Here is a 25134-nt window from a genome sequence, read left to right as displayed (position 1 = left end):
GGCGGGGCCGGCAAGGCCGCCTTCGCCTGCCATTCCAGCAGACCCAGAGGAAACATGATCACGCGTCACGAAGTCACCGGCCGTCTCAGCAAGGTGCTGGTCGCCAATGGATTTGCCTTCCTGTCGGGCCTCACCGCCAAGGACCGCAGCGGCGGCGTCAAGGAGCAGACCGCCGATATCCTCGCCCAGATCGACGCCTATCTGGCGATGGCCGGCACGGACAAGACCCGCATCGTCGTCGGCAACATCTGGCTGAAGGACATCAGCACCTTCAGCGAGATGAACGCGGCCTGGGAAGCCTGGGTCGACCCGAAGCAGCCGCCGGCACGGGCGACCGTCGAGTCGCGCCTGGCTGCGGACGACATTCTCGTCGAGATCCAGGTCCAGGCCCTCGTCTGAGCCTCAACGTCCGCCGCGCGTGATCGCGGCGGACTTTTTTCGCGTGTCCCCAAATCCTCGCGTCCTCCAGCGCAAGCGGTCCGCCATGCCTCAGTCATCTGCCCTTCCGAGCGTCGTCCCCGGCGACCCGTCCTGGTGGTTCATCGAGGCCATGAGCGCTGAAGCAGGCCGGCCGGATTCAGCGCCGCTGTCGGGCAGCATCACGGTCGATGTGGCGATCGTCGGTGGGGGCTTCACCGGGCTGTGGACGGCGCTGGCCTTGAAGGAGCGGGCGCCACAGCTCTCGGTCGCGCTGATCGAGGCCTCGCGCTGCGGCTCGGGGGCAAGCGGCAAGAACGGCGGCAAGGTTTCGGGCTATTGGGGCTCGCTTGCCGGGATGGAAGTAAATATCGGCTCAGACGGCGCGCTGGCGGTCGCCCGTTCCGGAGCCCGCGCCCAGGACGCGATCCGCGCCTTCGCGACGGCGCCCGGTCGCGATGTCTGGTGGCGCGACGGCGCCAGCATCCGCGTCTCGGCCTCGCCGGCGCAGGATGCCAAGATCAAGGGGTATGTCGAGACCGCGCGGCGTCTTGGCGTGCCGGATATGGCCCATGAGCTCTCGCCCGACGAGGTGGCAGCCTATTGCCGCTCGCCGGTGTTCCGCGGCGGCGTCTACCTGGCCGAGGGCGCAACCGTTCAGCCTGCCAGATTGGCGCGCGAACTGCGGCGGGCCGTGATCGATGCCGGCGTTTCCGTCTTCGAGAACACCCCGATGGTCGCGCTCGATGCCGGCACGCCGAGCCGCGTGCGAACCCCGGATGGCGAGATCATCGCCCGGGAGGTCGTGCTCGCCACCAATACCGAGCTGGCGAAGCGCCCGGAGGTGAAGCCGCATGTCAGCGTGTTCTCCTCCTTTGCGCTGATGACCGATCCGGCGCCCGAGAAGCTCGCCGCAATGGGCTGGACCCGCGATGAAGGGCTCGCGGATCTCAGGATGTTCGTCCACTATTTCCGCAAGACGGTCGACGGGCGCATCCTGATGGGCTCGGGCTCCGGCCCGATCAGCTTCGGCGGCAATGCCCGCGATCCGCGCCTGACCACCGACCTCGCCTCGGCCGCTCGGGCCGAGAAGGGGCTGCGCAGGCTGCTGCCGGGCTTCGCCGATGTCGGCATCGCCAAGATCTGGGGCGGCGGCATCGACGTCTCGTCCGATCGGCTGCCCTTCTTCCGCACCGTGCCGGGCACGCGCGTCCATTATGGCTGCGGCTATTCCGGCCATGGCGTGAACCCGACCTATATCGGCGGGCAATGCCTGGCCTCGCTGGTCCTCAATGCCAGGGACGACTGGGCGAGCCTGCCGCTGTGCACCCGCAGCCTTCCCTCGCTTCCGCCCGAGCCGTTCCGCGCCGTCGGCGGCCGGCTGGTGCGATGGGGCATCATTGGATGCGAGGAGGCCGAGGAAAGGGGCGAGCGTGCTGGCTCCGCGATGAGCGCCGCAGCGGCGATCCCAAAACTCTTCGGCCTGCGCATCGGAACGCGCTGAGAGCCGCGCTCCGATGATCTAACCCTTTGTGTTTGCATCGGCTTTCCCGAAAACCGCAATCCACCCTTCGGGCCGATGCTTTAGGTTTTTGTGTCCGCATCGGCTTTTGGGGCCGATGCTTTAGCCCAGCCGGACCTTGGCGACCTTGTCCCGGTAGTCGTCCTTGGGGTCGACGCCGAGCAGCATCTTGATGCCGGCAACCAGGTTGTTGGCGTTCTCCCAGATCTCGGCGCTGCTCGGGTCGAAGCGCAGCAGGGCGAGATTGGGGTCATCCTTGCCGCCTTCGAACCAGGCCGCGATGAAGCTGTTCCAGAGCCGGTCGATGACCTGGCGGTCCATGTCGATCATGAGATCGCCCTCGACCGAGACGAACAGGTCATGGCCCTTCGAGACCAGGCTGAAGGCCGCGGGCTTGCTGCCCGACAGCGCCTTGACCAGCTCGGTGTCGCGGGAGGCGAAGAACCAGATGGGCCCATGATCGGCCTCGAGCTGCGCAGTCATCGGGCGGGTATGGCCCTGCTCGGAACCGGCCAGGCCGAGCATGACGGTCATGTCGGACTTCAGGGCCTTCCAGAATTTTGCTTCCAGTTCGCTTGGCGTCGGCATGGCATTCCTCCTGCTTCCCTTGCGTTGAACGGCCGCGTGATGGCCATGTTCGGGGTGGTCCCCGCTGGCGGCGGATGCGCGGAAAAACCCCGCGGCGAGGCCGCGGGGTTTCCGGTTCCGCCCTCAGACGACCGGCGGACGATAGGCGGTGCCGTTCTCGTCGAAGCGACTCCAGCCGGCGGCGCGGTATTCGGCCTCGCGGGTGGAGCGATCGATCGGCGTCGCTCCGTCCATGATCGCGACGACGGTGGCTTCGTGCTCGGGCTCGGCCCTGACCGCAATCACCGTGCCGCCGCGGCGCACCGTCTCGGCATGGTATTCGGCCTCGTCCTTGTCGACGCCGGCGCTGGTAAAGGACCCGACGATCCCGCCGGCCGCCGCGCCGGCGACCGCCCCGGCCGCGGTTGAGGCGAGCCAGCCGGCTGCCACCACCGGGCCAATGCCCGGGATGGCGAGCATGCCGAGGCCGGCGAGCAGACCGGCCGCGCCGCCGACGCCGGCGCCGATCCCGGCGCCCTCGGCTGCATTGCTCTCCTCGGGTTTGCTGTGTCGGCCGACGAGGCTGACATCGCGACTGGGAACGCCTGCGGCCTCGAGTTGCTCGACGACCGAGAGAGCGGTTTCATAGCTGTCATAGGAACGGGTGATGGTGCGGGTCATGTTCAACTCTCTTGCTTTGAGAAAGCGGGAGGCGCGATCTGGCGCCGGGCGAGCCGGCGGCGAGTGATCTGCGCTCAGTGATCTGGCGCTCAGTGGCGGACGATGTTGCCGCGATAGTCGACGGAGACGTCGACCTTGGCGCCGGCATTCATGGCCGTGCCCTTCCAGACGCCGTTTGCGTCCTTCTTCAGGCCTGTCACGTTCGAATAGCCATTGGCTTCAAGGCGGCTCTTGGCCTGGCCTTCGGTGAAGCTGTTTGCGCCCGGCAACGGGGCGTTCTTGTCCGCCTCTGCCTTTGGTGCCGGCATTGGCGACGTCGTCGAGGTCTGCGCAAGCGCTCCGAAAGCAGTCGTCGAGGCGATCAAAGAGGCGATGAGAAGCTTTTTCATGGTAATTCTCCGCAGGTTCGCGATTGTACGTCCTGATGTCGTATCAACCGGCACCCCCGGCAGAGAGTTCCGCAAATAAATACTTCTGATGGGTGGAACACATGGCTGCGTCGTCGGTTTCGCCAGCGCTATCCTGAAATCGCTAGAGGACACCCGATGGCCACAACACCGAAGCCACTCGATGAGCTGTTTCACGACATGCTCAAGGACGTCTATTACGCGGAAAAGCAGATCCTGAAGGCGTTGCCGAAGATGGCCAAGGTCGCCACTTCGCCCGAGCTCAAGAAGGCGTTCGAGACGCACAGGGCCGAGACGGAAGGCCAGGTTGAACGCCTGAGCGAGGTCTTCGATCTGATCGGCAAGGCGCCGCGCGCCAAGACCTGCGATGCCATCCTCGGCATTCTCGAGGAGGGCAAAGCCGTGATGGAGGACTATGCTGACAGCCCGGCTCTGGATGCGGGTCTCGTCGCCTCCGCGCAGGCAGTCGAGCATTACGAGATGGCGCGCTACGGCACTCTGAAGGCATGGGCGCAGCAGCTCGGCCACAAGGATGCCGTCAAGCTGCTCGACGCGACCCTTGCCGAGGAGACCAGGACCGACAAGGCCCTGACGCAGCTTGGCGGGCCCGCCAATTCCGCAGCGGTTGCCAAGGCGGCCTGAGCGAACGGCCGATCCGGCCCCGGCGGCCAAGGCTGCCGGGGCCGTTTCTTTGGCTCGATCTCGCACAGGGGGCGCCCGATGCCCTTGTGCTTCGGCCAATTCCATCCATATACCATCCCTATGGATGGTATATGGATGACCAGATGAAAATGCCCGATAGCGAAAAGCTCACGCTCAATCTCGGCTTCGTCGATCTCGGGCGCATCGACCTGCTCGTCCGGGACGGGTTCTATTCGAACCGCTCGGACTTCATTCGCACTGCGGTGCGAAACCAACTCGCGACCCATGCCGATGTCGCCGCGCAGGCGACGACGCGGCTCTCTCTCGAGCTGGGCCTGCGCGTCTTCACGAGGCGCGATCTCGAAGCGGCCAAGGCCGCCGGCGAACGCCTCGAGATCCGCGTCCTCGGCCTCGCCGTCATCGAAGCGGATGTCTCGCCGGACCTCGCGCGGGAGACGATTGCCTCACTGACCGTGCTCGGCGCGCTCCATGCCGCCCCCGAAATCAAGGCCGCCCTGGCCGACCGACTGGCATGAAAAGGCACAGCGACATGAACATCCGCATCCGCTCCGCTGTGGGCGAAGCCATGACACGTCTGAGAGGCGCCGATGTTGCAGGCGCGACTGCGGCCATTCAGCAGGCGCTCGCCGGGCGGCCTGTTCAGCCCCCGCAAGAACCCGGCGGCGACGAGACGGGGACGGCCGGGTCGATCGTCCCGCGCCGCCTCGGTGACGTCTTGCAATCGCTTCGGACTGTACAGGCGCGCGTCGCCGATCAGCCCGGCACGGCGCGTCGCCAGCCTGGCCCGGCAGAGGAGGACGGGCGCTTTCGTTCCTGCAGCTTTCGCAGCGCCGCCGGAGCTCTGGCCTACAAGCTCTACGTGCCGGCGGATCATGCCGGGCGCGAACTCGCGCTCGTCGTGATGCTGCATGGCTGCACGCAGGATCCCGATGATTTTGCGCGGGGAACCCGGATGAACCGGCTCGCCGACGAATTCGGCATCATCGTCGCCTATCCCCACCAACCGCGTTCGGCCAATGCCCAGGGCTGCTGGAACTGGTTCGATCCGCGTCATCAGCGGCGGGGGGCGGGAGAGCCCGCGGCTCTCGCGGGCCTGGCCCAGGAACTCGCTGCCGAGTTTGGCATCGATCGCGCGCGCGTCTTTGTCGCCGGCCTGTCTGCGGGCGGCGCGATGGCCGATGTGCTGTCCTCGACCTATCCCGATATCTTTGCCGCCGCCGGCATCCATTCCGGCCTTCCCCATGGCGCCGCAAGCGACGTCATGTCGGCCTTTGCGGCGATGAAGGGCAATGCGAAGCCGATATCCCGGGGGACGGGAAGCGGCGCCCGGCAGATCATCTTCCACGGTACGGCCGATGCCACCGTTCACCCCTCGAATGGCGAGACGCTGTTTGCTCGGGCTAGCGCCCGCAATGGCGCGCTGGGGGAGTTGACGACCGATGCCGTCGTCAACGGCCGGCATGTCACCCGCACGCTGGTCGGACCCACCCATGGTCCGGCCACCACGGAATACTGGCTGGTCCAGGGAGCCGGTCATGCGTGGTCGGGCGGGGATGGGGCGGGAAGCTTCACCGATGTGTCGGGCCCCGATGCCTCGCGCGAGATGATCCGGTTCTTCCTGGAGACCTGACGGGATCGTCTCTCCTCGCATGCTGGGGGGGGCGGGAAAAGGAGCCTGATGTCAAAGTCGCTGGGGTAACGATCGTGCTTGCTACTGGCCCAAGGGACAGGTCGACAATCCTCGGGACGCCCCCTTAGTTTGGCCGGGCTTAGCCAAGGCAAGTCCAAGCCTACCCTTCCGTCCGGTTGAGGAGCATGTGCTTTGCGCCGTCTTGTTTTGTCTTCGCTCATTTTTGTGATCGGCTTGGCCGTGCCAGCCTTGGCGCACACGGAGGCGAGCGCCTTCGCTGGATTTGCCGAGGGCTTTCATCACCCCCTGACCGGACTCGACCACGTCGCAACGATGCTCGCGGTTGGTCTTTGGGGCGCTTACCTCAGTGGTCGGGCCATCTGGGTCCTGCCGATCGTCTTTCCCCTCGTCATGGTTCTGGGGGGGGGGATCGCTGTCCTTGGCCTTCCTCTGCCTGGTTTCGAAAGCGGAATAGCAGCATCTGCGCTTGTGCTTGGCCTGATGGTCGCCTTCGCCGTGCGCGCGCCGCTCTGGATCGCCGCCGGTCTCGTCGGGGCGTTCGCCGTCTTCCATGGCTATGCGCATGGTCGTGAGGTGCCGGACGCCGCGGAGGCGGTAACGTTCTTCGTCGGCTTCGTTGTCGCGACAGGCCTGCTTCATCTCGCTGGCATCGGGATGGGCCTGCTGACGCGCTGGAACTGGGGCTCGGTCCCCGTCTGCGCCGCAGGCGCCGCCATCGCGTGCACCGGGATCGCCTTTCTGACCGGCACGGTGTGACGCTCATCGAGGCGCGGTGGCACCCAGCCGGATCACTCAAGCCAGTCCTCAGGAGCGCTCGCATGAAAAAGGCAAACTACGCGTCGCTGCTCGCCGTTGGATCATGTCTGGCAGTATCGGCAAGCGCACAGCAGGCTGCTCCGCCTGCGACGAGCCCGTCCGTCGTTTATCTCAACCAAGCTTGGTCGCAGGAAGATCGCGAGTGGTATTATAATTTCTCGCAGGGTTCCGCGATTATTACGTACGATCTTTATCTGAACCTGGAAGTCGCCAACAGCCAGGATTTGTTTCGATCCGACGCGAACAACAAGGCCCACGGACTTACCCCCCAATCCGCGAGCGCCAATAACAGGGATGGCTTGCCGATCGGCGTCACCAAGACCGCTGTTTCTGAAACCGTAAAGGGTTGGCCGGCTGGTGATTATGCTGGTCTGACCTGCGCCGCCTGCCATCAGGGGCAGCTGAACTACAAGGACAAGGCCATTCGCATTGATGGCGGCATCGCGACCGCGTTCGATATACAGAGGATGATTCAGAGCCTGAACGATGCGGTGCAGGCGACTTTGACCGATGCGGCGAAATTCGACCGTTTGGCGGGGCGGCTCGGAGCCACTGCCCCTGACGGGAAGGACAAGCTGCGCAAACGGGTTGAGAGCGAAGCGGAGCGGGTGAATCAGTATGCCACCCGAACGTCCCGCACTTCGCACCCATGGGGTCCCGGCCGCATGGACGCGCTCTCGCTGATCATCAATCGCACGACCGCGACACTACCGGGAATCCCCGAGAACTGGGCGATGGCAATTGCACCGGTCAAACCGCCGTTCCTATGGAACGCTCCGCAGGGATTATGGACACAGTGGGGCGCGTTCGCCCAGAATCCGATCGGTCGCAATTTTGGAGAAACGCTGGGCGTCTACCTGCCGGTTGACCTGAGCTCCAAATCTCCCGCCGAAGGACTGTTTCAGTCCAACGCAGCCATCCTCGATCTTGGGCGGGTCGAGAAGCAACTGGAACGACTGGCGCCGCCAAGTTGGCCGGAAGAGGTGTTCGGCAGGATCGACCGTGACAAAGCGAAGGTGGGCAAGGGCTTGTTCGTGGAGCTTTGCGCGAGCTGCCATAATGCCTGGCCTTATCGCTGGACCGAACCGAACAAACACGGGAAGCAATTCGTCCTCGTTGGACTGACTCCACAGACATATGTAGGCACCGACAGGGCCCAGATCGAGGCGCCGAAGCCACTGGCGTTTACCGGCGAATTGAGCAAATTCCTGCCCCCCGAATTCCGCGGCCAACCGTTCTTGCCGCCGATGCTGTTGAACGCACTGATTGGTGACGAGGTGCGCGGCCTGGCGATTGCAAAGCTCAAGCTCACCGAAGCCCAGCTATTGGACCTGCGCGGTTATCGCGAGCTTCCTACGCCACGCCCGGCGGAACATGTCTACAAGGCTGCTCCGCGGGACGGGGTCTGGGCTACACCGCCATTCCTGCACAACGGGTCGGTGCCCAACCTCTACGAGATGCTGATACCGGCGGCAGAACGCACCAAGAAATTCTACCTCGGCGGCGACTTCGATCCCGTCAAGGTGGGCCTCGATACCACCGCGACGTCCGGGACCTTCCTCGTGGATACGTCACTGTTGGGGAATTCGAACGCTGGTCACTCGTTCCAGAACGGGCCGCGCGGAAACGGCATCATCGGCCCCTTGCTGGCGGAACAGGAGCGCTGGGCGCTTGTCGAGTACCTGAAATCCATTCCGGAGGAGCCCGGCCGCGTGACGCCGTTCGGAGGCCCAGCGCAAGCCAGCCTTCCCCCGAGGCCGTGACCTTCGGGGCGCGTGGGGAATCGTCCGGCATCAGGCCGGGCGGTCGCGAGGTTTTGACAGCGTAAACGGGAGCCGGGCGATGTCCGATCATATCGATGGGCCGAGGCAGATCGGCGACCCCTCGGCCGATCTCACTGACCTGTTCGCGTTCACGAGCCCCGAAAACCCGGCTCGTACGGTGCTGGCCGCCAATGCCTTTCCGACCTGTGGTGCGGACGCGATCTTCTCCAATGCTGTCGGCTTCGCAATCGTGGTTCGTCGCGCGAAGGTAGCCGGGGTTGGCGAGGCAACGAAATTCGAGACGAGCGACCCGGAAATCCGGTTCTCCTGTCGGTTCGACGCGCTGGAACATGGCGCGGCCGGACAGCCTCCGATCCAGCGTGGCACCTGCACCCTGCCTGATGGTCAGACGCTTCGTTTCGTCGTCAACGACGAGCGCGGTGCGTCCACGCCCGATGGCGTCTTCAGGGTCTATGCGGGGGTGCGGTCTGATCCATTCATCCTCGCGTGGCTGCTCGGGGGCGATGGCATGAGGAAGTTCGAGAACCTCCTGTACAACGACAACGTGCTCTGCATCGCTATCGAATTTGATACGCAACGTGTGCTCGATCCCGACAGGGGGTCTCTTTTTGGAGTGATCGCCGAGACGGTGCCGTTGCCGCATGCCGGCGCTCTTGTTGGGCACGAACCGCCACGCCTCGATTGGGTCGGCCGTCCCGAACAGACCAATGTCCGGCTCAACAATGGTGGGCTGGCCGGCGTGGACGATCTGCGCGATCTCTGGAACCAGCAGACACCGTTTGCGATCGACGAAACGCTCAAGCCCCTGTTCCTTCAGCGCCTGAAGGACAGCCTGGCCAACTGGGATATGCGCGACGGCAGGCAGGATTGGACCCCGGCCGCGCTGGCATCCAACGCCAGCATGTTTCTCGACGACTTCATGCTGTTCGACGTGGCGAAGCCGATCACCGATACGAGCCATTTCGAAATCGAAAGAAGCACGCTGAACGGAAAACCCTATCAGACCGGCGGCGGACGCACCGTCGATGCCGATGTCATCGATGTGCTTCTGACCTGGCTGGTGAATCGCGACCGCACCCACCTCCAGGGCGGTACGACCAAGGCAACGAAGCCCGGCACCAGGAATTTCCCCTACTTCGCCACACCCAACACCGACTTGCAGACCATCATGGAAACCGTCGAGCTCAGTGCTCCACCCGACCGGATCTGGGACTTGATCGGACCATTCGGCGGCACCTGGCACCCGCTGGTCGCCCAGATCGTGCTGACGGGCACGGGTGTTGGCCAATTGCGCACGATCCAGACGACGGAAGGCAAGCAGATCATCGAACGTCTCGACGCAAGCGACAGCACGGCCAGATTCTACCGCTATACAAATATCGCAGGGCTGCCGGTGGCGAATTACACGGGAATGCTCTCGGTCAAGCCGAGTGGCTCAGGCAGCACCGTCGAGTGGCGCGCACAATTCGTTCCGAACGGCCAAGGCACGATTATCGTCAAGACGATCGTGTCGACGCTGTTCAAGACCGGGCTCGATAGCCTCAAGTCGCGCTTTTGAGGACAGGGGTATGATTGCGCAAGCAGAGTCCGACAACGTGGTCTTTCAGACCACCGACGGCGAGATCGCCGCGATTAATCTCAATAGCGCGCGCCTGCGTTCCTGGACGCGTTTCGATCAGGATCCGCAACGAACGGGCGTCTCCGAAACCGTACTCGAACATGAGCAACTGACGGCGCAACTCCTGGGCGACTTGTCCGCATTCGACCGCATGGAAACGCTGGCCGATCTGCTGGCGCGGCTCGACCCCTCGTCGCCACGGACCGCATTGATCCGGGCCCAGGTCGCGTCAGCCCTGCACCGTTTTGCCGAGGCGCGGGGACATGTGGCGCAAGCGAGCCTCGGCGAGGCTTCAGCGGCGGAAAATCTACTGCTGACGATCGATCAGGCCTGCGGCACCGCGCTGGACGCGGTGCTGGAGAAGCGGCGCCGTATCGCGGAGCAATCCGGGCTCTTGCCGGATCAGGTGGCGCTCGGCGCCCTGCTGGCCGATCTCGGGGACTTTGCCGGCGCCGACCAAATCTACCGGCAGGCGCTCCGCGACTACCGCGAGGTGTCGCCATTCCCCGTGGCCTGGGCCTGCTTCCAGCTCGGCGTGCTCTGGGGCGAACTCGTGCCGGAACCCGATTTGGCCCGCGCCGAGCGCTGGTACCGAAAGGCCGTCGCCTGCTTGCCCTGCTATGTGAAGGCCCGCGTGCATCTGGCCGAAATCCAGGCCGGTGACGGCCGGACGAGGGAAGCTGAAGCCACTCTTGTTCCCGCCATTGCAAGCGGCGACCCCGAAGTGCTCTGGCGCCTAGCCGATACGCTGGCCGTCTCCGACGAGAGGCGCAGCGAGGCCGACGCGTATCTGGACGCCGCACGCTCAGGCTTCGAAGCGCTCCTCGCCAGGCATCTGCTGGCCTTTGCCGATCATGGCGCCGAGTTCTACGCCGGCAGCGGTGGCGATGCTCGGAGAGCCTTCGAACTGTCGCGGATCAATCTCGAGAACCGACCGACGCTACGCGCCTTCGAGCAGGCTCATGAGACCGCCATTGGCGCTGGCGAAACCGAGGCCGCCGCCGCGATCGCCGCGTCGGCGCGTCGACGCTGGGCCCCCACGGCCGCGTTCCGACTGTCGTCGCTGGCACGACACGGTGCTGCCGAAACCGATGGAGCCGTCGCATGATGATCGACCGTCGCAGGTTCGTAGCGGGCGCAGGCCTGGCTGCCGTCACACCCGCCATCGCCTTGTCCTTGCCGCAACCTTCTCCGGCGCCGGCGACCGCAATCGCGCCTGTCCTGATGATCGCCGGCTGGAGCAATCCGGACGACGGCGACACGGCGGAGCAGGTGTGGCTGCGCGTCGGTCATGGATGGCGAACGGCCTGGCGATGATGAGACGAGGGCTCTGACGACGACACGGAAAGCTATGTGCGGAGAATCACCTTGGCCGACACGATCAAGCTATCCGTCAATGGCGAGGCACGTGTCCTAAGTATTGACGATCCCAATATGCCGTTGCTCTACGCGTTGCGCGAGCAGCTTGGCCTGCATGGCTTGCACTACGGCTGCGGGCTCGGTCAGTGCGGAGCTTGCACCGTGCACTATTACGGGGAAGCGTTGCGTAGCTGCCTCATGCCGGTCTCGGCGGTCGCCGGGGCCGAGATCGTGACCCTGGAAGGCCTGGGGACGGCGGAAAAGCCGCATCCGGTGCAGCAGGCCTTCATCGACGAACAGGCTGCCCAATGTGGCTACTGCATCAACGGCATGATCATGCAGGCGGCCGCGTTTCTTTCGACCACGAAGCGGCCGACGGAGGAACAGGCCCGACTGGCACTGGCGAGTAACCTCTGCAAATGCGGCACACATGTCCGGATACTGCGCGCCGTGATGCGCGCCGCCGAGCAGATGTCATGAGGGCGGGGGGGCAGATCTCCGGGGCGCCACTCTCTCGTCGTGCAGTCTTGACCTATGGCGGAGCGCTCGTCGTAACGTTCGAAGCCCTGCGATCACCGTCATGGGCGCAGGCCCCACCCCCGACGAATGTCGGCGTCGCAGACGAAGTCGGCGGTTTCATTGCAATCGATACTGACGGGCGCGTCACGATCAAATCCGGGAAGGTCGAGCTCGGCACCGGTGCGATCACCGCCATCGCCCAGATCGCGGCCGAGGAGCTGTCCATCCCGATGGGCCGGGTAACGATGATCCAGGGTGATACCGAACTCACGCCCAACCAGGGGCCCACCTATGCCAGCCTGACCATTCAGGACGGTGGCATGCAGATTCGCCGTGCTGCGGCCACCGCACGCGCCGCATTGCTCGATCAGGCTGCAATTCGCCTCGAGGTCGCCAAGGACATGCTTGAGGTGCGTGACGGCGTGATCACGCCCCGGCAAGGCGGCGAGAGCCTTTCCTATGCGCAGTTGGTCGGCGAACGAAGACTGAAGATCAAGGTCGATCCCGCTGCGGCGCTGAAGGACCCGAAAGATTACACGATCGTCGGCACGCCCGTGCCTCGCCTTGATATTCCCGCGAAAGTCCTTGGCAGGTTTACCTTCATCCAGGATTTCACGTTGCCTGGCATGCTGCACGCGCGGATGGTTCATCCAGCGGCGCTCGGCGCCAAGCTCGAAGCCTGGAACGATGCCGCCTGCCGCAAGATCCCGGGCTATGTGCGGACGGTCCGCAAGGGCGACTTTCTGGCCGTAGTCGCCGGCAATGAATGGGCGGCCATCCGGGCATCGACCGCGATCGTCGCGACCTGGTCGGCCTGGGCGGGCCTGCCCGACGAGGCCAGGCTGTTCGAATATGTTCGCAGCTCGAAAGTCGTCCGCAACGAGGTGCTGCAGGCCACCGGCGATACGACCGGCGACGAGAGGGCGAGCGGTAGAATAATCGAAGCGACCTACGACCTGGCCCTCAATACGCATGGCTCGATCGGCCCGTCCTGCGCGGTGGCCGACTTCAAGGATGGTGTTCTCACGGTCTGGACACCATCACAGGCGAGCCACCTCCTGCGGTCGCAACTCGCCACCATGCTGGGACTGTCGCAGGAGCGCGTGCGCTGCATCTTTGTCGAAGGCGCAGGATGCTATGGCCGCAACGGAGCCGATGATTGCTCGTCCGAAGCCGCGTTGCTTGCAAAGCTGCTCGGCCGGCCGGTCCGGCTGCAATGGATGCGAAGCGACGAACATGGCTGGGATCCGAAGGGGCCGCCGGTCCTGCTCGATTACCGCGCCAGTCTTGATGACCAGGGTCGAATTGCCACCTGGCAATCGGACATCTTCCTCAGCGAACGACCGATGCAGCGCTCCGGAGCGACGCTCCTGGCGGCCACTCTCGCGAAGCTGCCGAAATTCGGGTCGGGAGCCGGGGTGTATAATCCGGGCCTCGGCATCCCCTATGCCTTGGCCAACAGCAAGCTGACCGCGCATTGGCTCGCCGACACGCCACTCCCGGCGGCATGGATTCGCGCGCCTGCCCGCATGCAGAACACGTTTGGCAATGAGAGCTTTCTCGACGAGATCGCGGCCGCAACGGCTGTCGATCCGTTCGATATCCGCACCCGGAATCTCAAGGACCCGCGCGGGCTCGAGCTGCTCGAGAGCCTGCGGAACCTCGCGCAGTGGGAGCCGCGTGGCTCGCGGCCGCGCGATGGCGGCATGCTGGTGCGGGGGCGGGGCGTGTCCTACGCCAAATACGAGCTGGTCCGGACCTATGTCGGGATCGTCGCCGATGTGACGGTCGATTGGTCGGACGGCCGGATCAAGGTCGATCGCGTCTTCGTCGTTCACGACTGCGGCCAGATCATCAACCCTGACGGGCTGCGCAATCAGATCGAAGGCAACGTCGTCCAGACGATCAGCCGGACGCTGGTCGAGCAACTCACCTTCAGCCGCAGTGCGGTCACGAGCCTCAACTGGGGTAGCTACCCCATCCTGACCTTTCCGAACGTCCCTCAGGTCATGATCGACCTGATCGACCGGCCAAACGAAGCGCCATGGGGAGCGGGCGAGCCGACTACTTCCGTCGTGCCCTCGGCCATAGCGAATGCGGTCTTCGACGCGACCGGCGTGCGCTTGCGATCGGTGCCGTTCAGAGCGGCCAAAGTTCTGGCGGCGATGCGCCTGGCGAAAGCGAGATAGCGGGATGAGCACCGTGGAAGCACAGGATCACGAAGGAGAGGACTACGTCTCCTCCGCTTTTCGGCGTGAAAACGTCGCCATCGTGGGCAGCCCCGACGAAATCCGAAGGGTCGCCGCAGAAGGCGTGAGCGGCGCCATGGCCGTTGCCGGCCTGGCGGTGGCCGCCATCCTCGTCATCTGGTTCGCCTTCTTCCTGTTCATCTATCTCCCGCGAGGCGCCGTTGACTGATCTGACAGGCGAATCCGAACGAAGATGGGCCTGGGTCGTCACCGGGGTCATGGTCCTCGTGCTTGCGGTGATCACGTTCAACGGCGTGCACTGGGCCGTGCAACCCCCGTCGAATGTCGAAACGATCGATGCGGATCGCCTCCATCTCGCCGGGGAGTTTGTCGAGACCAATCTGGGCACCGAGGTCGTGGCGGATCAATCGGTGGTCGTGCGCGTCGTCGCCGAGCAATATTCGTTCGTGCCGGCCTGCATCGTCGTTCCCACCGAGACCAGGGTGGTTTTCCGCGTCACCAGCCCCGACGTGGTGCATGGCTTCCTGATCGCCGGCACGAATGTGAACAGCATGGTGGTGCCCGGGTTTGTCTCCGAGGCGCGTACGCGCTTCGAGCGGCCCGGCGAACACCTGATGCCTTGCCAGGAATATTGCAGCGTTGGGCACCAGGGCATGTGGGCGCGGGTGAAGGTCGTCGATCGCCTCGAATTCGCCCGATCCTATGGCGGCAGATTGCGAGCGTCCTGTGCAGGGTAGCAACCGCCGCGTGCTCGCCCATTTCTGGACCGCCTTCACGGTCTTCGCCGTCATGATTCCGCTCGGCGCCTGGCAGATGCTGGTGCGTAGCCCGCTGCATCGGTGGATAGACCCGGAACTCTACTACCGGGCGGTCACGGCGCACGGCACCTCGCTCGCCTATGTCTTCCCGACGCTCGTTGCGATGGGCTTTGGCTATGCGGTCTGCGCGGTGTCGTTCGGCCGGCCGATGCACGGGGCGCGGCTTGCCTGGGCGTCTCTCGGACTGGTGATCGCAGGGGGCGTGCTGGCGATCGCGACCGTGGCGGCCGGCAAGGCGACTGTTCTCTACACCTTCTATCCACCGCTGCTGGGCAGCCCGTATTACTACCTGGGCATCCTGATTGCGGTGATCGGTTCATGGATCTGGGTCGGCCTGATGATCTCGCATTTCAGGCGCTGGAAGCGTGATTATCCGGATCTCCCGGTTCCGCTGGCGATGTTTGCCACCACGGCCGGCGCATTGCTCTGGGCCTGGACGTCATTGGGAGTCGGGGCGGAGATCGTCTTTCTGATCCTGCCCAATGCCTTCGGCTGGACGGACACGATCGACCCCGCCCTTGCGCGTCTGCTGTTCTCCTGGACCTTGCATGCCATCGTCTACTTCTGGCTGATCCCCACCTATATCGCCTTCTACGTGCTGCTGCCGCAGGCCGCCGGCGGCCGGCTCTACAGCGACAAGATGGGCCGGATCGCCTTCCTGCAACTGCTGATCTTCGCGATGCCGATCGGCCTTCATCATCTCTTCGCCGATCCGCAGATCGGTGCCGGCTTCAAGTTTCTCCATGCCGTCTTCACGGGAATGGTGGCGGTCCCCACGCTGCTCACGATTTTCACCATTTGCGCGTCTCTCGAAATCGCGGGCCGCCTGCGGGGCGGGCGCGGTCTTTTCGGCTGGATCGCCGTTCTGCCATGGGACCGCCCACTGGTGCTGGCTTCCGTGCTTTCGCTGGTCATGCTGGGCATGGGTGGGGCCAGCGGCCTGATCAACATGAGCTATGCGCTAAACCTGACGATCCACAACACCCAATGGGTCACCGGGCATTTCCACCTGATCTACGGGGGGGCGATCGTGATCATGTATTTCGCGATTGCCTATGAACTCTGGCCGCGCCTGACCGGTCGCCCGCTCGCATCGCCGCATCTCGTCCGGCTGCAGCTCTGGACCTGGTTCGTCGGCATGATGGTCGTCACGCTACCCTGGCATCTGGTCGGTGTCATGGGACAGCCGCGGCGCATGGCCTATTACGACTTCACCAATTCGGCGCTCGCGCCGCAGGCGATCTGGGTGAGCGTGTCGACGATCGGCGGCTTCATCCTAGTTGTCTCGGCGATGCTGCTCGTGGGCGTGCTGCTCGCATCGCATCGTGCCCCGAAAGCCACGATCCCGCCGCTCAGATTTTCCCTTGCGGTCAATCCTCCTCGCCGGCTGCCCAAATCCCTGAACAGTTTCGGGGTCTGGACGCTGCTGGTCGTGGCCCTGACCGCCGCGAATTATGGCTATCCACTGGCCCAGTTTCTTTTCCTGAACAGGACGAGCGTTCCTGCCTATTCGAGCCAGGTACGATGAGCAGCGGGGGGCGCCAAGCATCGCGCGATTCCCGCTTCGCCGTATGGATCAGCGCCACCGTCGCGCTGTTCATCGTCGCGGTGCTGATCGGCTTCATATGGTTGCCATCCGTCCAGAGGGACGCCGAAGGTCTCGATCTCTGGAGCGTGATTTGCCGTGCAGTCGGCCTGCCCAACGCAAGTGCGCGGGCTCCCGTCGCGATAACCGCACAGCCCGCTTCGACGGTTGCCTGGACCGCCTCGACGCGACAGCAGCTTGCGCAAGGTAACGCCGCGCGCGGTGCAGCGCTTGCGGTCAACTGCAACAACTGCCACGGCCTGAACGGCATCAGCACTGACGCGGCCTTCCCAAATCTCGTCGGTCAGAGCGCGGAGGCGATCTACAAGCAGCTCGAGGATTACCGGAGCGGCAAGCGCAACCCGGTGGTGATGGGCGTGTTCGTCTCATCCCTGTCGGAGCAGGATGTTTTCGATCTCGCGAAGCACTTTGCGTCGCTGCCGCTCCCCGTTGCCGGGCGTCCGGAAAAGAGCGATCCAGCGACCTCCAACGTCCGGAACCTGATTGAAGTCGGCGATCCCCGACGAGGCATGGCGCCCTGCGCGGCATGTCACGGACCGCTCGGCTCGACGATTGGCGCTCCGAGCCTGCGAGGCCAGCAGCGTGCCTATCTCGAACAGGAACTGCAGGCCTTTGCGACGGAGAGCCGCCGCAATGACATCAGGGAGCAAATGCGCTCCATCGCTCGCCAACTGACGAGCGCAGAGATCGCGATGATTGCTGCCTATTATTCCGGCCTTGGCCAGCAATGACCGCGGGGAAGCGTTTCCTTATCAAAAAGGATTGCCGGCGCGCGGCCTGCTGATTGCAAGCGGGTATCGGTTCCTGCTGGGCTAGCCTCGCGAAACCATGCGAGGGGGAGTGAGGAATGGGCCGAACCAGTCGCGGCTGCCATGGTGCAGCCCTAACCAGAACGGTACTGGGTTGAACGTTCGATGCGGCGTGTTCGCCGGGCTATTTCGGAAACAGGAACTGCACCTGGGCCCGGAGTTGCCAGTCGGCGCCGCCGCTGGGCTTTGCGACATTGTAATAGGCTGCAAGCTGCGCGTTGATGGCCTGATGGCCGATCTTGAACACGCGCCCGAAACCGCCTCCAATCGGCACCGTCCAGCGGTCGCCGTGGCCGGCTTCCCAGTCGGCGGTGATGATGGGAGACGAGGTCAGATACCAGCCGCCGTGGAAATTGTAGTTCACGAAGGGCTGGAGCGTCATCGCATTGACCGCGCTGCGGTTGCTCTTGCCCGCGAAGGACCAGACATTGTTGGCGAGGACGCCGACGACCCAGGGCCCTTCGATCGCCAGGGCAACGAAGGCCGGGCCCGCCGAGTACTTGCCGCTGGTGAGGGTCTTGTCGGTGCCGGTCGGGAATACGAAGGTCGGCCCGATGCCCCAGATGATGCCGTGCGTCGGCTGCTTCGGCGAGAAGAAGAAGCTCGGGTTGATGTCGCCGAGGCCGAACTCGCGGTCACCATTCACCGTCAGGGCCGGTTGCGAGATCACCGGCGTGATCCAGCGCGTGATCAGGTTCCAGTCCTTGTTCAGCGTAATCGGGATCACGGGCTGGATGTTGAGGACATTCTGCAGCTGCTTATGCGGGCCGACATTGAAGTTGGAATTGTTCTGGAACGGCAGGCTGATCATGTCGGCAACGGGGTTTTGCGCCGCCTTGGCAAGATCGTCGGTGCTCTTTTCGGGGCCCTCCTGGGCGATGGCGAAAGAGCTCCCCAAGCCGATTGAGATGGCGAGCGCGACCCTCAGTCCGAATCGTCCGCAGCCTGTGCGTCGTCCAGTCATGATGTGCTCCGTCTGTCATCCAGACCATCTTTGACCATTGGAACAGAGTTCGCTGCTGAGTGCCAGATTAGGTATTGCTTGCAATGCGCAATCATCACCGTGTGTTGCTTGTGTGATACATGTCGACAATGTTGTGGCGGAGGTTCCGCTGTGTCTGCGCCAGTATTCGATGCATTGGGATTGCGAGACAGTTCGATGGGAGAAGCTCACGCAAAGAATCGGGCCGATGGGGATCGACGCGATCACGTGTATTGTCGGGTTCTTCGTCTCCGCGATCGGGGGCGGCCTGATTTTCGACGGCGTAGTTGAAGCCCTGCAAATGCACGGGGTGACCACTTTGCACTGAGCGTCGCATCCGTCGGCGTGGCTTGGCTTGCTCATTGGGCGGATGGCTGTACCTGAGAAATCTGGGCCTGTCGCAGCCCATCCCAGCTACGAACCTTTGTTCGCGATCGCGAGTTTGCTGGCGCCATCGACGCCATGCTTCTGCAGATCGGCCAGCAACCCTTCGTCCGACAGGTCCAGCCGGTGCGAATGCTTCCAGTCGTGATGCGAGACTTCGACCAGGCGCTCGACAAGGTGGCGGGCGTCGGTTTCGATGGCGAGCTCGCGCCGTGCATCGAAGCTGCCGGGGGTCAGGTTGATCGAGCCGACGATCGCGCGTTTCTCGTCGGCCAGGAGCATCTTGCCGTGCAGCTTCAGATTCTTCAGCCGATGGATCTTGGCTCCCACATCTTCCATGATCCGCAGGCCGCCGACGCCTTCCACCAGCTTGTCGCTCTTCAGCTTGTGCGGCTGCCGCGCCATGATGTGGACCTCAACACCGCGGTTCAGCGCCCGGACGAGGCGCTCGATGATCACCGTGTCCTGGTAACGCTCATTCTGCAGCCATAAGGTTTGCTTGGCGTCGTCAATGAAGGCCGCGATCCGTTCTCGGCCGTTATTGGGGCACCAGATCAGCTTCGATGCAGGATCGGGCTCGAACTCCGTCTGTACCCAGTCCGCTTCGAAGCAGCGCACCATCTCCGCGACTTCCAGCTTGTCGGTGGTGGTGACGGCATAATCACGCGTCTCGGTGAGATCCCGCGTCTCCCAGTTCAGCGACTCGACGAAGCCGATCGTATCGTCGATCACCATCGACTTCTGGTGGGTGAGAGCAAAGGCCGGGCTGCTGTCGCGCACCTCTATGCCGGCAGCGTCGAGCACCTGGCGCGTCTCCTCGTTCTCGCTCGCGCCGTCGCGGCGCGCCGGGTTGAGCATGACGCGCACCTGGACGCCGCGTTGCTTCGCTGCGAGCACAGCGCCAAGCAGGGTCGGGTCCGTGAACAGGAACATCCTGATATTGAGCACCCGCGTGGCGGCGTTGATCGGTGCGAGGATGGCATCGGGGGTGTCGTCGGGAAGGACAATCAGCTTGTGCGACATGGCCGGCACTCCTTGATTTGCGCAGGAAGGGACGGGGCGACCTCACGTGGCCGCGGTCGTTTCGAATTGGGCGCGGTTGAGTTCGGCATAGATCCCGCCGCGGGCAATCAGCTCGTCATTCGAGCCCTCTTCCGCAACGATCCCGTCTTTCAGCACGATGATCTTGTCGGCATTTCGAATCGTGCTGAGGCGATGGGCGATCATGATGACGGTGCGGCCCGCCATCAGCCGCCGCAGCCCCTCGATCACCAGGTGCTCGGACTCGGTATCGAGCGCCGCTGTCGGCTCGTCGAGGATCATGATCGGGCTGTCACGAACGACGGCCCGGGCGATGCCGATGCGCTGGCGCTGGCCGCCCGACAGCGTATCGCCGCGCTCCCCGACCATGGAATCATAGCCATGCGGCATGCGGGCGATGAACTCGTCGGCATTGGCGATCCTGGCGGCCGCCACGATCTCCTCGTCTGTCGCACCTGGCCGCCCATAGGCGATGTTCTCCCGGATCGTCCCGCGAAACAGCACCGTCTCCTGCAGCACGAAACCGATCTGGGCGCGCAGGGCGGCGAGTTTGAACGTGCTGACATCCGTGCCGTCGATCAGGACGCGCCCGCTCTTCACGTCATAGAAGCGTGGCAGCAGGCTGAGCACGGTGGATTTGCCTGAGCCCGTGGGCCCGACGATGCCAACGACCTGCCCAGGCGCGATCGAGAAGGAAACATCGCGCAGCACGAGCACATCGGCCTCGTAGCCGAACGCGACATGCTCGAAGGTGATCGCGCCCTTGACGCGCCCCGGATCAACCGCATCGGCGCGTTCGAAGACGATCTCGTCGGCTGCGAGGATCGTCTGGATGCGTTCCAGCGCCACGGTCGTCTGCGCGATGGCCGTCGTGGCGCTCGCAAGATCCTGAACGGGTTTGAAGAATTTCGAGAGATAGGCGAGATAGACCGTCAGTGACCCGGCTGTCATGGTGCCTGCGATGATCAGCGCCGTTCCCTTCCAGAGAACGATGGCGGTGCAGAACGCGACCACGATGCTGACCACCGGCGAGAGCAGGGACTTGACCCGCCGTGCCTTCAGCGCCGCATCGACTGTCGCCTGGCTGACATCCTGCAGATGCGCGAGTTCGAGATCCTGCCGCCCGAACGCCTTGACCGCCCGGACCGAGCCCAGGCCCTGTTCCACCACTGCCAGGACTTCGCTCTGCCTGACGCGCACCAGGCGCGTCGCCTCTTTCACCGCCCGCTTGAAGCGCATGATGAAGACCAGGAGGAAGGGAATGACGGCGATTGCGATCAGCGTGAAGTCCCAGTCGAGCCAGAACATCAGCCCGACCATGAAGACGATCGTGAGAAGGTCGACGACGATACTCAGCGTCGACGACGAGGCGAAGCTCTGCAGGGTCGAGACATCGGAGGTGATGGTGGAGATCAGTGTGCCGATCTTGGCATTCTGATAGTATCGCAGCGACAGACGGTGCAGGTGCTCATAGATGCGGATGCGTAGATCATTGGCAATCCACTGGCCAATGCTGGTGGAGTAGTAATTGTCCAGGTAGGTCGCTATCCCGCCGATGATGGCGATGAGCAGAGTGGCAACGCCCGCAAAGAGCGCGACACCGGTCGTGTTGCGGCTGAAACCGTACTGATGCAGCCATGCGAGCCATTCAGGCAGGTGATGGTTGCCGAGCGCATCGTCCAGGACCAGCTTCAGCGGCCAGGGCGCGGCGAGGCTGGCGGCAATTTCGACCAGCATTGCGCCAAAGGCGATGAGCAGCCAGCCACGATAAGGGCGGAGGAGGTCCAGAACCAGGCGTGTCATTCGCCAACTCCTGCACGGGATCAGTCTCGGCTCGGCACACTCACAGCATCATTTTTCCAGCTGATCCGAGTGCAATCGCGAGCGCGTCGAATAGGTTCGCATTCCGCAACGGCTTCGAAAGAACGGCGACGATGTCCGAGGGGTGAGACGGCTCGCGCATCCCGTCACCATGGGCCGTAATGATGATGGTCGGAATATGGACGCCAGCCTTGACCAATTGATGGTGCAGCTCGAGGCCGGTCATCCCAGGCATTTGCAAGTCAAGGATCAGGCAGGCAGGCGTCCCCGTGGGCAAGACCTCCAGAAATTCGCGGGCCGAGCTGAAGATCTTCGTCTCATAGGCGCGAACCCTCAGCGTCCGACTCAGGGACTTCAGCACGGACGGATCGTCGTCCACGATAGCGATCCAGGAAGAATCCTGCCCCATGGGGCGGAACGTGAGGCGGTTTTTTCCCGTTGTCGACCTGACCGTTGGGCCAGTACGCATCGCGGGGCGACTACGCGGAAATGCCGGCCTTCTCTGTCAGGCGCACCAGGTCGGCGACCATACGAACGCCGAGCTTCTTCATGATCGACCCACGGTGGAATTTGATCGTCTTTTCGACGGTGCCGAGCTGGTATGCGATCTGCTTGTTCAGCTTTCCGGCAACCACATGTGTCAGAACCTCACGCTCGCGGGGCGTCAAGGTTGCAATTCTGCTCTCGACCGAGTTCAGCTCGGCTTGCACCTGCCGGGCACGAGAATCCGCTTCCCTCGCGCGTTCTATGGCGGCCACCAGATCCTGGGCGCGGACCGGCTTGGTCAGGAAATCAACGGCGCCCGCTTTCATGGCACGCACTGTGGTCGGAATGTCGCCCTTGCCGGTGAGAAAGATGACCGGCCGACTGGTCGCTTTGGCGGTCAGTGCCTGCTGAAGTTCAAGGCCGTCGAGGCCTGGCATGCAGACGTCAATGACGGCGCAGCCTGGAATGGAAGCGTCATGTTCGGCGAGAAACTCCTGCGAGGATGTGAAAGCCGCAATCGTGTATCGCCTTACGCCAAGGAGGCGGGACAAGGCCTTGATCACTGATGTGTCGTCATCAACGAGGAAGACTGTAAACATCGGGCGCTCACTCGGCTGAGATCGGCGATTTGGCTGGCAGCAAGAGGCTCGCGACCGCTCCACCCGCCTCGTCGTTCGCAAGTTCGACCTCGCCACCATAGGCCTCGACAACAGTTGAGCAGATCGCCAGTCCGAGGCCAAGGCCGTTTGGCTTGGTCGTGTAAAAGGGCTCGAATACGTGGCTTACAGCTTCYGGCTGAATCCCGGGTCCGCAATCCTTGACGCGGACTTCGATCATCCTCGTCGGCGTACGCAACGTCGAAACGGCGATGTTTCGTTCGGGCGTGGGGGTGGAAGCCATCGCGTCCATGGCGTTGACCAGGAGGTTGAGCAGGACCTGCTGCAGCTGGACGGGGTCTGCGACCGTCGCGGGCAATTCGCCCGCCAGTTCGAGGCTTACACTGATCCTGCGACTGACAAGTTCATTATGGAGCAATGAAAGCGTCGAGGTAACGAGCTCGTTCACATCGACGGAAACAGCTGTGGTCTCGCCCTTCTTGAGCAGGTTACGCAAGCGCTGGATGACCTCGCTGGCCCGGCGATTATCGTCGACGATATCCTGCAGCACATCGCGGAGCTCGGCCAGGTCTGGCGAAGCCGCGGCAAGCAAATCGAGCCCCGTTTCCGCATTGGATTGGATTGCGGTGAGCGGCTGATTGATCTCATGGGCGATCGCGCCCGACAGTTCGCCCAGTACCGAAACCCGCATCAGGTGCGCCACCTCCTGGCGCTGCAGGGCCGTTTCGATCTCGGCCATTTTCTGGTCGGTAACGTCGATGAAGATTCCGCTGAGCTGCTTCGGATCGCCCGCGGGGTCGGGATGAAACCGCGCGCGAATCCGTATCCAGCGCGGCTCCCCATCTCGCATGACGCGAACGTCAGCGACGGCCGACTGGTCGCTGTTTGCCGCCTTGGTCAGCGAGTTGATTGCTCCCGTGCGATCTTCGGAATGGATTGCGGCAAGGAGCGCATCGCGGGTGAGAGGCGTATCCTCCCCAAGACCGAACAGGGCCCGCGCGTGCTCCGTTGACCAGAGTTCGTTGGTCTCGCGATGGAATTGCCAGAGGGCCAGGTTCACGGACGCCGCTGTGAAGGTCATCCGCTCCTCGCTCTCCTTGAGCAGGGCTTCGGCACGCTGTCTTCTGCGCCTCTGGAGCAGCAGGGCACCGGCAACGGCCATCTGCAATGCAGAGATGCCGAGAGCCGCAAGCACCAGATTGTGATGCTGGTCCCAGATCGTCGGCTTCTTGAACAACACCGCAGCATCGGCCGGAAGATTGCTTTCCCGCAGATTCCAACGCTGCATCGCCCTGGCATCGACGCGGTAGCTCTGTCCGGGATTTGTTCGTGGCGGGAGCGCGGCCGGGTCAGCGCCTGCAATGATTTCAAGTGCGAGGTCGGCTGCGGCTATGCCGACAGACTCGAACGTCTCTATGAAGCCGCCAACCGTGCCACTGCCAAGATAGGTATCGTAAGGTGAATAGACGGGAGCAGGAGAAAGCGCGGCCAGCGCACTCGCGACTTCGGCTGGAACAAAACTCTTGCCCGTGCCGTCCGCGAATACCGTCAGGACGATAACGATCGCGTCCGCGGGAACACGTTCCAACTCTGCAACGAGAGTGTCAAAAGGCAGTCCAAATAGGTACGTGGCTTCCAATTCGGCGTGAGCCTGCATCGTCGCCCGCGCTTGGGTTTGCCAACGGCGATCCACTTCGGCGCTCCCAGCAATCATCACGACGCGCCCTGAGTTGGGTTGCAGCGCCTTCGCCAATGCGAGCGTCTTTTCCAGATTGAACTCCGTGATGATCCCGGTGACATCGGGAGGCGGCCGTGAGACGGCATAGGTTGCCGACGAGATGCTCGTAAACACGACGGGTACGGCGGGCGCGATCGTGGCGCGATGCTTGATGATGAAGGGCAGTGCCAGGCTCCCCAGGGTGACGATGACGTCCGGGGGTGAACGCGCGTACTTGTCACGCAGGAACGACGCCATCCGATCCTCATGCGCGGGGTCGGAGCTGCGCGCGAGGTCAAGGAACTCGGCATCGATCTCGATCTTGTGAGGAGCGCGTTCCGAGAACCGATTGCGCGCGGCCTCGCTGATGGCCGCCGTGGCCGGAAATGTATAGTTGAACGCATGCAGAAAGAGGATGCGCGCTGGTTTCCGCTGCGACCGCGCAGCAGGAGCCAGCCAAGGGAAGGCGAGCACCAGAAGGAGCAGGCCCAACGCTCCAACACCTCGCGCTGCATCTGCTCGAAGTTGTAACCGAACTTCCATCTTTCCTACCGCAGCGGCACGTGGAAGGTCTCGAAGTTCTGGAAGGCGGCATTATTCAGCGTCATCTCTACCCTGTCGAGATGCATTTTTGCCGGG

General features: G+C 63.6%; 25 protein-coding genes. 16 read left to right on the top strand and 9 right to left on the bottom strand.

Annotation, left to right across the window (positions count from 1 at the left end):
• Nucleotides 1-54: 54 nt before the first annotated feature.
• Together AC1DW9_RS28955 and AC1DW9_RS28950 are read left to right on the top strand one after the other, a co-directional pair.
• Nucleotides 55-399 carry a RidA family protein gene (locus AC1DW9_RS28955; RefSeq protein WP_069881941.1) on the top strand — a complete coding sequence of 115 codons (345 nt, stop codon included), beginning with the start codon at nucleotides 55-57 and terminating at the stop codon, nucleotides 397-399.
• An 85-nt stretch (nucleotides 400-484) separates the two neighbouring features.
• Nucleotides 485-1921 (top strand): NAD(P)/FAD-dependent oxidoreductase, encoded by a 1437-nt coding sequence (locus AC1DW9_RS28950; RefSeq protein WP_441508423.1) that lies wholly within the window; start codon nucleotides 485-487, stop codon nucleotides 1919-1921.
• 120 nt (nucleotides 1922-2041) lie between these two features.
• Here AC1DW9_RS28950 and AC1DW9_RS28945 read toward each other — a convergent pair whose 3' ends face one another.
• The 3 genes from AC1DW9_RS28945 to AC1DW9_RS28935 form a co-directional block, all read right to left on the bottom strand.
• Nucleotides 2042-2527 carry a pyridoxamine 5'-phosphate oxidase family protein gene (locus AC1DW9_RS28945; protein ID WP_441508424.1) on the bottom strand — a complete coding sequence of 162 codons (486 nt, stop codon included), beginning with the start codon at nucleotides 2525-2527 and terminating at the stop codon, nucleotides 2042-2044.
• A 123-nt stretch (nucleotides 2528-2650) separates the two neighbouring features.
• Nucleotides 2651-3187 carry a hypothetical protein gene (locus AC1DW9_RS28940; RefSeq protein ID WP_441493129.1) on the bottom strand — a complete coding sequence of 179 codons (537 nt, stop codon included), beginning with the start codon at nucleotides 3185-3187 and terminating at the stop codon, nucleotides 2651-2653.
• An 89-nt stretch (nucleotides 3188-3276) separates the two neighbouring features.
• Nucleotides 3277-3576, bottom strand: coding sequence for a PepSY domain-containing protein (locus tag AC1DW9_RS28935; RefSeq protein WP_441493128.1), 300 nt, complete (start codon nucleotides 3574-3576; stop codon nucleotides 3277-3279).
• A gap of 156 nt (nucleotides 3577-3732) precedes the next feature.
• Between AC1DW9_RS28935 and AC1DW9_RS28930 the strand changes: the two genes are divergently transcribed.
• The 14 genes from AC1DW9_RS28930 to AC1DW9_RS28865 all read left to right on the top strand — a co-directional run bounded on the left by AC1DW9_RS28930 (nucleotide 3733) and on the right by AC1DW9_RS28865 (nucleotide 17369).
• Entirely contained in the window at nucleotides 3733-4236 is a 504-nt protein-coding gene (locus tag AC1DW9_RS28930) for a YciE/YciF ferroxidase family protein (RefSeq protein WP_441493127.1), read from the top strand.
• 143 nt (nucleotides 4237-4379) lie between these two features.
• Nucleotides 4380-4772, top strand: a complete 393-nt coding sequence (locus AC1DW9_RS28925) for a CopG family transcriptional regulator (protein WP_441508425.1) — start codon at nucleotides 4380-4382, stop codon at nucleotides 4770-4772.
• A gap of 50 nt (nucleotides 4773-4822) precedes the next feature.
• Entirely contained in the window at nucleotides 4823-5887 is a 1065-nt protein-coding gene (locus AC1DW9_RS28920) for an extracellular catalytic domain type 1 short-chain-length polyhydroxyalkanoate depolymerase (RefSeq protein WP_441508426.1), read from the top strand.
• A 225-nt stretch (nucleotides 5888-6112) separates the two neighbouring features.
• Entirely contained in the window at nucleotides 6113-6664 is a 552-nt protein-coding gene (locus AC1DW9_RS28915) for a HupE/UreJ family protein (protein ID WP_476776647.1), read from the top strand.
• 62 nt (nucleotides 6665-6726) lie between these two features.
• Nucleotides 6727-8487: a di-heme-cytochrome C peroxidase gene (locus AC1DW9_RS28910; protein ID WP_441508427.1), complete on the top strand. Its 1761-nt coding sequence runs from the start codon at nucleotides 6727-6729 to the stop codon at nucleotides 8485-8487.
• A gap of 79 nt (nucleotides 8488-8566) precedes the next feature.
• Nucleotides 8567-10066, top strand: coding sequence for a DUF4331 family protein (locus AC1DW9_RS28905; RefSeq protein ID WP_476776630.1), 1500 nt, complete (start codon nucleotides 8567-8569; stop codon nucleotides 10064-10066).
• 10 nt (nucleotides 10067-10076) lie between these two features.
• The gene (locus AC1DW9_RS28900) at nucleotides 10077-11234 is read left to right on the top strand and encodes a hypothetical protein (protein WP_476768652.1); all 1158 of its coding nucleotides are present in this window, start codon (nucleotides 10077-10079) and stop codon (nucleotides 11232-11234) included.
• Nucleotides 11231-11443, top strand: coding sequence for a twin-arginine translocation signal domain-containing protein (locus AC1DW9_RS28895; protein WP_476768651.1), 213 nt, complete (start codon nucleotides 11231-11233; stop codon nucleotides 11441-11443). The genes AC1DW9_RS28900 and AC1DW9_RS28895 overlap by 4 nt, the downstream gene beginning before the upstream one ends.
• 51 nt (nucleotides 11444-11494) lie before the next feature.
• Nucleotides 11495-11965 (top strand): (2Fe-2S)-binding protein, encoded by a 471-nt coding sequence (locus AC1DW9_RS28890; RefSeq protein WP_441493121.1) that lies wholly within the window; start codon nucleotides 11495-11497, stop codon nucleotides 11963-11965.
• Nucleotides 11962-14193, top strand: a complete 2232-nt coding sequence (locus AC1DW9_RS28885) for a xanthine dehydrogenase family protein molybdopterin-binding subunit (protein WP_476776631.1) — start codon at nucleotides 11962-11964, stop codon at nucleotides 14191-14193. The genes AC1DW9_RS28890 and AC1DW9_RS28885 overlap by 4 nt, the downstream gene beginning before the upstream one ends.
• A 4-nt stretch (nucleotides 14194-14197) precedes the next feature.
• Nucleotides 14198-14422, top strand: coding sequence for a hypothetical protein (locus tag AC1DW9_RS28880; protein ID WP_441493119.1), 225 nt, complete (start codon nucleotides 14198-14200; stop codon nucleotides 14420-14422).
• Nucleotides 14415-14951: a cupredoxin domain-containing protein gene (locus AC1DW9_RS28875; RefSeq protein WP_441493118.1), complete on the top strand. Its 537-nt coding sequence runs from the start codon at nucleotides 14415-14417 to the stop codon at nucleotides 14949-14951. Before AC1DW9_RS28880 ends, AC1DW9_RS28875 begins: the two co-directional genes overlap by 8 nt.
• Nucleotides 14941-16560: a cbb3-type cytochrome c oxidase subunit I gene (locus AC1DW9_RS28870; RefSeq protein WP_476776632.1), complete on the top strand. Its 1620-nt coding sequence runs from the start codon at nucleotides 14941-14943 to the stop codon at nucleotides 16558-16560. Before AC1DW9_RS28875 ends, AC1DW9_RS28870 begins: the two co-directional genes overlap by 11 nt.
• On the top strand, nucleotides 16557-17369 hold the full coding sequence (locus tag AC1DW9_RS28865) for a c-type cytochrome (RefSeq protein WP_476776633.1): 813 nt from the start codon (nucleotides 16557-16559) through the stop codon (nucleotides 17367-17369). The genes AC1DW9_RS28870 and AC1DW9_RS28865 overlap by 4 nt, the downstream gene beginning before the upstream one ends.
• Nucleotides 17370-17571: 202 nt before the next feature.
• On the opposite strand, the gene AC1DW9_RS28860 is transcribed toward AC1DW9_RS28865, so the two are convergent.
• From AC1DW9_RS28860 to AC1DW9_RS28835, 6 genes are all read right to left on the bottom strand, one after another.
• The gene (locus tag AC1DW9_RS28860; RefSeq protein ID WP_476776634.1) at nucleotides 17572-18411 is read right to left on the bottom strand and encodes a hypothetical protein; all 840 of its coding nucleotides are present in this window, start codon (nucleotides 18409-18411) and stop codon (nucleotides 17572-17574) included.
• 432 nt (nucleotides 18412-18843) lie between these two features.
• Nucleotides 18844-19836 (bottom strand): phospholipase D-like domain-containing protein, encoded by a 993-nt coding sequence (locus AC1DW9_RS28855; RefSeq protein WP_441493114.1) that lies wholly within the window; start codon nucleotides 19834-19836, stop codon nucleotides 18844-18846.
• Nucleotides 19837-19878: 42 nt separating this feature from the next.
• The gene (locus AC1DW9_RS28850; RefSeq protein ID WP_476776635.1) at nucleotides 19879-21657 is read right to left on the bottom strand and encodes an ABC transporter ATP-binding protein; all 1779 of its coding nucleotides are present in this window, start codon (nucleotides 21655-21657) and stop codon (nucleotides 19879-19881) included.
• 40 nt (nucleotides 21658-21697) lie between these two features.
• Nucleotides 21698-22054 (bottom strand): response regulator transcription factor, encoded by a 357-nt coding sequence (locus AC1DW9_RS28845; RefSeq protein ID WP_441508697.1) that lies wholly within the window; start codon nucleotides 22052-22054, stop codon nucleotides 21698-21700.
• Between the two features lie 100 nt (nucleotides 22055-22154).
• Nucleotides 22155-22760 carry a response regulator transcription factor gene (locus AC1DW9_RS28840; protein ID WP_441508696.1) on the bottom strand — a complete coding sequence of 202 codons (606 nt, stop codon included), beginning with the start codon at nucleotides 22758-22760 and terminating at the stop codon, nucleotides 22155-22157.
• 7 nt (nucleotides 22761-22767) lie between these two features.
• Nucleotides 22768-24987 carry a sensor histidine kinase gene (locus AC1DW9_RS28835; protein WP_476776636.1) on the bottom strand — a complete coding sequence of 740 codons (2220 nt, stop codon included), beginning with the start codon at nucleotides 24985-24987 and terminating at the stop codon, nucleotides 22768-22770.
• Nucleotides 24988-25134 lie beyond the last annotated feature (147 nt).

Source organism: Allobosea sp. P4_E12 (assembly GCF_056401655.1).
This window is presented reverse-complemented; position numbering and strand designations above follow the sequence as displayed.